The sequence below is a fragment of the Persicitalea sp. genome (assembly GCF_041751555.1).
Lineage (GTDB): Bacteria > Bacteroidota > Bacteroidia > Cytophagales > Spirosomataceae > Persicitalea.
Genome location: NZ_JBGSXF010000371.1, coordinates 1 through 9,170 on the forward strand (window position 1 = coordinate 1; position 9,170 = coordinate 9,170).

Sequence of the window (9,170 nt, forward strand, 5' to 3'; positions counted from 1 at the left end):
AACCGACGAATGGTTTTATCTGAAATAAATTATGACTGACTTTTTCAATATTGACGAACTACTTAGCAAAGAAAATCGACTGATCAGAGAATCGGTGGCCGAATTTACGGATACCGAGATAAAACCAATTATCGACTCTTACGCCCAACGGGCTGCCTTTCCGGCGTACCTGGTGCCGCGCTTTGGTGAGTTGGGTATTTTGGGTGTGACGCTGCCCGATCAATATGGTGGTACTGGGGCAGATTACATCAGCTACGGATTGGTCTGTCAGGAGATCGAACGCGGCGATTCGGGTATGCGTTCGACGCTATCGGTACAAAACTCGCTGGTGATCTGGCCAATTTATACATTTGGAACCGAAGCGCAGAAAGAAAAGTATCTGCCAAAACTAGCTTCGGGCGAGTATTTGGGTTGCTTTGGCCTGACCGAACCAGACCATGGCTCTAATCCGGCAGGGATGCAGTCGCGCCTGATAGAAACTGAGGGAGATCTAATATTAAATGGATCCAAAACATGGATTTCTAACGCGCCTTTGGCCGACGTGGCGGTTGTCTGGGCACGAAATCCGGCCGGAAGGGTACAGGGGATTATCCTCGAACGCGGAATGGAAGGCTTTACAACGCCCGTAATTGCCAATAAATGGTCGCTACGAGCAAGTGCTACAGGTGAGCTGGTATTCGACAACGTAAAAGTACCCGAGGAAAATCTACTTCCCGACGCCCTGGGCGTAGGAGCCGCGCTGCAGTGTCTCGATAATGCCCGCTACGGAATCGCCTGGGGAGCCATTGGTGCGGCTATCGACTGCTACGAAACGGCGGTGGAGTACGCCGCTCAGCGCATTCAATTCGACAAGCCCATTGCCGCTTTTCAACTCACACAGAAGAAATTAGCTGAGATGCTCACCGAAATCACCAAAGCACAACTTGTTGTCTGGAGGTTGGGAGTGTTGAAAAATGAAGGTAGAGCCACTTCGGCCCAGATTTCTCTAGCCAAACGCAGCAACGTGGCGATGGCACTTAATGTAGCTCGAGAAGCGCGGCAAATTTTGGGTGGCAACGGCATTTCGGGCGACTACCCCATCATGCGACATTTGATGAACCTCGAATCGGTCGTGACTTACGAGGGTACTCACGACATTCATTTGTTGATCCTCGGAGCTGAAATTACGGGAATTCCGGCATTCAAAGGCTGACAGAGTGAGCCTTTTGGGACATAAGCGTGGCGATGCTCTTTTTTAAATCCTCGTACTTCTGCCTTCTTTGTAAAACGGTGGGCGCGGCCATGCGCTCTTTGCAATCGAAAAGCGCACAGCGCTCACAGGTTTCATTTACCAGCCGTGACCGAATGGCTGGATCAGCAAGAAAGCCGATTACTTTCCGGGAATCTTCGTTCAGGTAGATGCCCATTGACACGCTCACGTTCTGGTTGGGGGAACTGGACACTGATTTGGCTAAACTGATCATCAAGTACTCCTCACCACTATCAACGTACTTGGAGATTTGGGCCTTGCAAATTGTTTCATTGAAATTCCGGCCGAGGTTACGCTCGGCTAAATCTTGTAGAATCGTAAGTGACAGCCAGCGTCGGCAGTAATATTCGTCTTTAACGGTGTGTGGGATGTGCTTACGAGCTATGTGCATCTCCTTCGTAAGGTCGAATTGATTCTGACCCGCAAAGTTGTTAAAACGTAAAAAGAACAACTGATTGACACCGAAATGCTTGGGCATGACATTGCTGATGCGATAGCAGAAGGACTCGGGTGTGGTGTTGAAGTCATCAATCATTTTTAACAACCGATTAGGCTGCCAGGTTTTCAGAGCAAGAAATTCCTGCAACCGGGGCAAGAGAAGTGACCGTCTAACAATGATGGCGCTGGCGAAGTAGGATGCTTTAAAATTGTTGAGAAGATGTTCAAACGAATCGGCTTCCAGCACGGCGGTAGTGTAAAGCCGATTTTTTAGATTTAAATATCGGTATCCAATCTCTCGTCCGTAAATAAATGATTTTTGTACCGAAGACAGAGTGCTGTTGACCAGAAGTCGGGGCGAGTCGGTATGAGGTATCGTCAGAGAGCGCACCGCATTCAATTCGGGGTGGAGTCGTTTGTCAAGCTGCTCTATTTCGTATCCGTAGTTTTGCTTTAAAATATTTTCTAAAAACTCCTCGTTGAGGATATCATACTGTGGTAGTTTCCGGTCGGCTAAAAATTGCTCGGCGGCATTTTCGATTTCCTCAAAATAATTGTCGTGCATTTCCTGATAGGTACGTAAAGCAGAGAAATAGAACTTTTCTGCCGATACATTGTAATTGCGCGAAATCTCTATGAGTGTCCCAATGAAGGCACTAACCTTGGTTGGCGCGTCGGAGAGCATTTCCAAAAGACTCGATTGGTCGATCCCAAAGAGGTCGAGGGGCAACTCGGTGAGGATGTTAGAGCTGAGAAGTTCCGAAATCGGTTCCAGGCGCTTACTGAGTTTTAACGAAACCAGGGATTCGTAGTCAGTACCGAGGGCAGCGGCCAGTGCAATAATTTTGTCCGACTTTGGGTATTTTTTTCCTTTCTCAATCTCGTTGATGTAGGAAACGGACAATCCGGATTTTTGAGACAGATCGTTGAGCGACAGAGTCTGATCCAGCCTAAGTTCCTTCACTTTTAGCCCGAAAACTAGTTTGACGTTGTCAGAGTTGATTGCCACGGAATGGTTCGAGGTTATGTTACGTCTAAAAGTAGCAAAATATCCAACATCCTGTAAGGGAAAAAGATAGGGCCAGGGAAACCCTGGCCCTATTTCATTCAATAAGTTGTCAATTTCACTAATCAGCTAAACCAAAGGCCTCGCGTACGGCACCATAGTTTTCATAGTCCACCTCGGCGTTGAGCCTCCCATTAGATGCGGGAACAATCACTACCCTAATGCTCTGAAATTTCCTGATTTTTGTTTTTTCAACAGCTTCCAGTACTACCACACTCAAGGTTAGTTTATCCACTTGATAAAGAAAAGTGTAATTGGTCACTTCTTCGCCAAAGAATACGATTCCTGGCAAAGGAAACCAGAATCCACCGCTTTTAGCATATACTAGAATTACCCCCTTTTCAATTGCTTTAGCATTTTCCTGAGTCAAGGTGAATCCGAAGCCCAAGGTGCCATCGGCGTCGGTAGAAGCAGTGTCCCGCGTAAATTGCAAAGCGGCGCTTCCTCCACCAGTGCCGGGTGCTCCAGGCTCACCCTTCTCTCCTTTGAGTCCAGCCACCCCCTGCTCGCCTTGAGGACCGGCGGGGCCAACATCACCTTTCAGCTTGTCACAGGAGTATAAAAAGGGCAAGCTGCCCATCAGAAAGACAAAAAGTAATTTGCGCATCATGAATTTAATTTTTGATTGAATATTGATTTTCACAACAAATATTTTCCAATATAGGAAAATACAGTCTTGAAGTCGATAAAATAAATGGAAAACATTTGCGGCTTTGTTAGTGGCTAAAAGTAAAAACCCTGTTCCATTAATAGGAAACAGGGTTTTTGCAGAGAGGAAGAGATTCGAACTCTCGAAGCCGTTACCGACTTACACGCTTTCCAGGCGTGCCCCTTCAACCACTCGGGCACCTCTCTAAACTGTGAAGCGGGTGCAAAGCTACTAGAAAAGCGCGTTTTTTCAAATCAAAGGCTCATTTCACCGCGTAACGGTTCGGATAGCCAGGTTCGTTGCTGCGCCGGGTCATCGGTTCGACCCAGTACGTACATCATCTTGGTGATGGCGGATTCGGCCGTGATGTCCGAACCGCTGATAACTCCGACATCCTTCAAGAATTTGCTGGTTTGGTATTGACCCTGCGTCACGCGACCTCCATCACATTGCGAAACATTAAAGATTAGTAGGTTGCGGTCTATGGCATCTCTGATCTCAGCCAAAAACCAGTCCATCGTAGGCGCATTTCCAGCACCAAAAGTTTCAAGTACCACACCTCTCAATCCCGAGACCTTTAGCACCGCGTGAACTACCTCGCGGCTAATGCCGGGGAATATTTTAAGGTAGGTTACGTTAGGATTCAACTTCTCGTGGAGATGTAGTTTGATCCCCGGCCTGTATGTCTCCAAGTAAGGCAAATCGTAGTAGATGCTAACTCCAGCGCGGGCCAAGATCGGGTAGTTTTCGGATTTGAAGGCATTAAAATCCGAGCTTTCATTTTTCTTGGCGCGATTGCCCCTCAGAAGTACCGAATTGAAGTAAATACAAACTTCCGAAACGATCGGCTGACCCGCCAAATTGGTAGCGGCAGCAATTTCCAGGGCGGTAAGGAAGTTTTCACGCGCATCGGAACGGGCAATCCCAATAGGAAGTTGGGCCCCGGTCAGAATGACGGCTTTGTTTAATCCTTCCAGCAAAAAGCTGAGCGCTGATGCGGTGTAAGCCATCGTGTCGGTGCCATGCAGAATCACGAAACTGTCGTATTGCGCATAGTTTTCATTTACAATGCGGGCGATCTCGATCCACAGCTCAGGGGTCATGTTTGAAGAATCGATCGGTTCGGACAGAGGCAGAAAAGTAATCTCAAAATCAAATCGATTAACCTCCGGCACCTGCTCAAGAATTTGCTCAAAATCGAAAGGCACCAACTGCCGCCCTACACTTTCGTAAACCATACCAAGCGTACCACCCGTGTAAATTACCAGCACCGAAGCCCGTGGCGGCTTGGGAGATATCGGGTTTATCCTTACAGTCTTGTATTTAGATGAAGTGTTGACGGTAGACAATTGCAACTGGCTTTTTAAACTATAAATCTTAGGTACTTATGTCCTATCGTATGTCCTGGTCATCGATTCCGCACTTTGTGTAGTTGCGGCGAGGACTTCTTCACGAGAAATCTGTTTGATGTCAGCAACACGCTGCGCTACCAATTCAAGATAAGAAGGCTCATTCCGCTTGCCACGGTATGGGGTAGGGGCTAGGTAGGGACTATCGGTTTCAAGTACTAGATGTTCCAATCCAATATGCGGTAGCACTTTATCAAGCCCACCATTTTTAAAAGTGGCAACGCCGCCAATACCGAGCTTGAAACCCAATTCAATTGCCTTGTTGGCTTCTTCAAGGTTTCCGACAAAGCAGTGAAAAATTCCCATAAGCCTGGGATCGGCGATTTTTTCTATCAAAGCCACCGTCTCCCAAAAGGCCTCGCGACTATGAATGTCGATCCAAAGATTGTGTTCCAATGCCAACTGGCATTGAAATAAAAACGCTTCTTCCTGCTGGGCGCGAAAAGATTTGTCCCAATAAAGATCCATCCCTATTTCTCCAATGGCCAGGAATTCCTTTTTGCCCAGCCATTCTTCCACGATTTGTAGTTCTTTCTCAAATCCCTCTTTCACATAGCAGGGGTGTAAACCCATCATCGGCAGGCAACGCTTGGGGTGTTCGTCGGCGAGCTGCATCATGCCGGGAATTGCCGCATGGTTGCAGTTGGGCATCCAAATCTGCTTAATGCCTGACTCCCAGGCTCGTTGTAACATTGCGTCGCGGTCGTCGGCAAATTTTTCGTCGTAAATGTGGGCGTGGGTTTCGATCAAAATTTAATGGTTAAGAATTGGCCGTCTGGTAGTTTAGTGTTCTTGGTTCAGATAATTTATTATTCATACACCCTTCCTTTCCAAGTGGTTGAGGTAGGGCGCAGATAATTAATTAGCATTAAAGTGTTGTTGAGGTTAAAGTAAAACCAGAACAATGGCAGGTACTTTAACAAGTCTTTTTGTTTCAAGATAATAAGCCCGATGAACCCTACTAGCAGCACTAAAAAATAATGGAGTAAGGCTAAGCATAATGACCAAAGGGGCGCAAAGAATAGTAATATCAGTAAGGAGGGGATGAACACAGCCGAGGCAAAAAAACTCAGTTTTATTTGCCAGGGAGCCTGCATCGCTCCTTTGACCCAACGCTTCCGCTGAATGAGGAGTTCGGAAAGGGTGTGCGTGGGCTGGGAAAGGGAAATGATACCAGGCTGAAAGCCCTGAACAAAACTGTACCCTTGTCCGATAATAGCCACAAAAAGTGCGAAGTCCTCCACAATCGAAAAGCCGATACCCTCATAGCCACCAACAGCCCGGTAGGCTTCGCTTGTTACCGCCATGTTATTCCCCATACCCGTAAAGGGTACTTCAAAGCGAGAAAAAAAGCGCATGGCCGTCAATGAAAAGAGCCATTCGAGCGACTGCATAGCGGAGAATAATCCCGTTCGTGTCATTCGAGTTACGCCAACGACTACCCCAGTATTTTTATTAAATAAACCCAGCATTTCCGATAGCCAGGTCGGGGCAACGGCGATGTCTGCATCGCAATAGAAGAAGTACTCCCCTTTGGCATAATGAGACAGTTGGGCAAGAACGTTGGCTTTGCCTTTCAAACCGGCGGTTTGGTGGTGGATTAAATGGTAGTTGTAGTTAGGTTTATTGCCGATAAAGTTCAAGATCATTTCTTCGGTTTGGTCAGAAGAATGATCGTTGCCAATAAGTACTTCGTACTCTGGCTTTGGAAAGTCTAAATTATCAAGAGCTTCCAGACAGCGCACTACATTATTTTCTTCGTTTCTAGCGGCTACGAGGATGCTGACTTTGATCGTGTTAAATTCTTCTCCCATAATTTTCTGGCTTACCTATTAGACGCGATGAATCGTGTCTCTACAAACCGCTCATGGGTAGGGCGCGGAAGGAATAACCTTGATTTTTGAAATGTTTCAATGCGCGAGGTAGTGCGTATTCCATGTTTTTTCGGGCTTTCAAACTATCGTGAAACAAAATGATTGATCCTGGTCTGCCGTATTGAATAGTTTTCTTTAAGCATATTTCAGGACTGATTTTTTGTGAAAAGTCCCCGGTCAATACATCCCACATAACAATGGTTTTTCCAGGTAGTAAATGCTTGGCTTGTGATTTTTTAATTCGTCCGTAAGGCGGGCGAAATAGACTAGTGGGTATTTTTAGCTGTTCGGCGCACTTCTGAATATTTGACAAGTAAGTACCGTCCTCAGTGTCCCATCCGTTCAAGTGGTTAAAGGTGTGGTTACCAACGGAATGACCCTGAGTTTTTATTAACTCAAATATAGTAGGATGCTTGCGTACATTGTCACCAATACAGAAAAAAGTGGCTGAGGCATTATAATCGGCCAGCGTATCTAGTACAAATTCAGTGACTTCTGAAATGGGACCGTCATCGAAGGTCAGGTAGATTGTTTTCTCATCCGCAGGCATTCTCCACAAAAAGTTATGGTAGTATGCCCTCACTAGCGCGGGTGATTTATGTAAAAAAAGATTTAGCAAGAATATTGTATATGTCAGTTTATATAAATGATCTACCTCAGCGTTCTGCCTTTCCAAATGTACTTGGGCTGTTGGGCAGCTAGTCCAAAAAGTGATACGTAGAAGGGATAAATTACCTGCACTACCGGTATATAGATTATGGATCTGCTTTTTCTTAAAAAACTAAGGATAGAACCAATTAAAATCCACTCAGGAAGCCATTTGACCGCGAACAATAACAGAATGTATTGCCAGGAAACTAGTTCTGTGAAGCCTAAAATCAAGCCAGCAATCAGCGCTGCGTTGCAAATGAAAATATAAATGGCCAACGCTGTACTCACCGGATTTTTGTAATGCTTCCACTTGCTGGCCCAGCGTTTGCGTTGTTGAAAAAAATCTTTCCAGCTCGAATGAGACGTGGTTTGTACAATGGCCCGTCGGTCTTTTATGAAGTGAATTTTTCCAGGATAGCGTTCTGCAATCTTATGCATCAGAAACTCGTCGTCACCCGAGGCCAGGTGTTCGTTACCAGTAAAGCCACCTACTTCCTCAAAGGTTTTCTTCTCGTATGCCAAATTCGCCCCATTGCACATAGATGGCGATCCGGCAGAAATAGACGCTGCTCCGCTACCGATTAAGCTCGAGAATTCGACAGTTTGCAGGTGGTCGGTCAAAGTAGTTTCCGTCGTGAATGTAACGGGGCCGCTGATTAGTTTGGCTCCAGTTGCTCGGTAAGTTTCTGCAATACTTATGAGCCAATCTGGGCCGACGCGGCAATCTCCGTCGGTCGTCACGATGAGCTCTCCTGTGGCACGTCGTAAGGCTGTTTCTATGGCCCGTTTCTTGGGAGAAGCAGTTCTAATGTCCTGATCTAGTTCAATAACGGTCAGAGCAAGCTGACTGTTCTTTTTAAATGTTTTCAACACATAGGGCGTATTGTCAGTAGACCCATCGTCGGCGACAATGACTTCAAATAAATTCTGTTCGTGTGTCTGTTGAGCCAAATCCGAAAGCAACTCACCAATATGGGAGGCTTCATTCCTGACCGGGATGATTACCGTTATTCTGGTGGTTGGTGAGTTCTCCAGCGAGCGCGAGGCAGGGATGTTTTGCCAGTAAAGCCAGAGTGCTAGAGTAAACAAAGCATAAGTACTTGTTAGGATTATCAACAGAAGCGCTACAAGTGGTAAAGTACTATGCATAACGCGCGCTCCACTTGAATTTCCAGATATAATAAACTCCCACTAAAAGGGGAGCCAAGATATTGATGAGCCAGATCAGAAAGGTTGCCGCCATGATTTTTTCGGGAGACAAGTGGTAGGGAGCAAAAACGAAGAGCGCAGTAAATTCCCGAATGCCCAGATCACCAATCGCATTAATGGCAGGCAGCAAGGTTTTGACCAGATAGATCAGCCCAACGCAACTTACTGTTTCCAGACTAGAAATGGACAACTCGAAGAGGGATAAGGTCAGCGTAAACTGAGCCACAAAAACCACATAGCGCGTTAGGCCAATGCCAAATGCCTTTGATAATTCAAAATCTGAGTATTGACGCACCACCGCCAGATTTTTCTTCATTTTCTTCGCCCAGGCACGCTTGCTTTGCCAGTTTAACAGTTGTTGGCGAAACTTGCCCATCATCAATCCTCCAACCAGGATTATGCAGAGTGAAACATTGATTGTTAGGGAAATTTCATTGGAAAAGCTTAGGGTAGTTCCTGACCAAAACCAGCAAATGGTTCCGCCCAAGATAGAAACGTAAAATTGGATGCCGTTGGAGACAATTGCCGCTCCCAGTGTTCGGAGGCGTAACTTGGAGCGTAGCGAAGTGATGCGGCCTACCGTGTCGCCCAGTTGGGCGGGAACAGCTACGCCTACCGCCAAACC

Annotated in this window: 9 protein-coding genes and 1 tRNA gene; 1 reads left to right on the forward strand and 9 read right to left on the reverse strand. The window is 46.4% G+C overall.

The window, feature by feature from the left end; translation table 11 throughout:
* The first annotated feature begins 31 nt into the window (after window positions 1-31).
* A complete protein-coding gene (locus tag ACEW8P_RS13245) occupies window positions 32-1,192 on the forward strand; it encodes an acyl-CoA dehydrogenase family protein (protein ID WP_373513555.1) in 1,161 nt (386 codons plus the stop codon).
* On the opposite strand, the gene ACEW8P_RS13250 is transcribed toward ACEW8P_RS13245, so the two are convergent.
* From ACEW8P_RS13250 to ACEW8P_RS13290, 9 genes are all read right to left on the reverse strand, one after another.
* Window positions 1,182-2,696: a helix-turn-helix domain-containing protein gene (locus ACEW8P_RS13250; protein ID WP_373513556.1), complete on the reverse strand. Its 1,515-nt coding sequence runs from the start codon at window positions 2,694-2,696 to the stop codon at window positions 1,182-1,184. The genes ACEW8P_RS13245 and ACEW8P_RS13250 overlap by 11 nt on opposite strands.
* A 118-nt stretch (window positions 2,697-2,814) precedes the next feature.
* Entirely contained in the window at window positions 2,815-3,396 is a 582-nt protein-coding gene (locus ACEW8P_RS13255; RefSeq protein ID WP_373513557.1) for a hypothetical protein, read from the reverse strand.
* A 125-nt stretch (window positions 3,397-3,521) separates the two neighbouring features.
* Window positions 3,522-3,608 (reverse strand) — tRNA-Ser (locus ACEW8P_RS13260).
* Between the two features lie 48 nt (window positions 3,609-3,656).
* Window positions 3,657-4,751 carry an asparaginase gene (locus tag ACEW8P_RS13265; RefSeq protein ID WP_373513558.1) on the reverse strand — a complete coding sequence of 365 codons (1,095 nt, stop codon included), beginning with the start codon at window positions 4,749-4,751 and terminating at the stop codon, window positions 3,657-3,659.
* Window positions 4,752-4,787: 36 nt separating this feature from the next.
* On the reverse strand, window positions 4,788-5,561 hold the full coding sequence (locus ACEW8P_RS13270) for a TatD family hydrolase (protein ID WP_373513559.1): 774 nt from the start codon (window positions 5,559-5,561) through the stop codon (window positions 4,788-4,790).
* A 59-nt stretch (window positions 5,562-5,620) separates the two neighbouring features.
* The gene (locus tag ACEW8P_RS13275; RefSeq protein WP_373513560.1) at window positions 5,621-6,625 is read right to left on the reverse strand and encodes a glycosyltransferase; all 1,005 of its coding nucleotides are present in this window, start codon (window positions 6,623-6,625) and stop codon (window positions 5,621-5,623) included.
* 40 nt (window positions 6,626-6,665) lie between these two features.
* The gene (locus ACEW8P_RS13280) at window positions 6,666-7,235 is read right to left on the reverse strand and encodes a polysaccharide deacetylase family protein (RefSeq protein WP_373513561.1); all 570 of its coding nucleotides are present in this window, start codon (window positions 7,233-7,235) and stop codon (window positions 6,666-6,668) included.
* Between the two features lie 101 nt (window positions 7,236-7,336).
* Window positions 7,337-8,485: a glycosyltransferase gene (locus ACEW8P_RS13285; RefSeq protein WP_373513562.1), complete on the reverse strand. Its 1,149-nt coding sequence runs from the start codon at window positions 8,483-8,485 to the stop codon at window positions 7,337-7,339.
* On the reverse strand, window positions 8,478-9,170 hold a 693-nt coding region (locus tag ACEW8P_RS13290; protein WP_373513563.1), incomplete at its 5' end, for a UPF0104 family protein. The genes ACEW8P_RS13290 and ACEW8P_RS13285, both read right to left, overlap by 8 nt.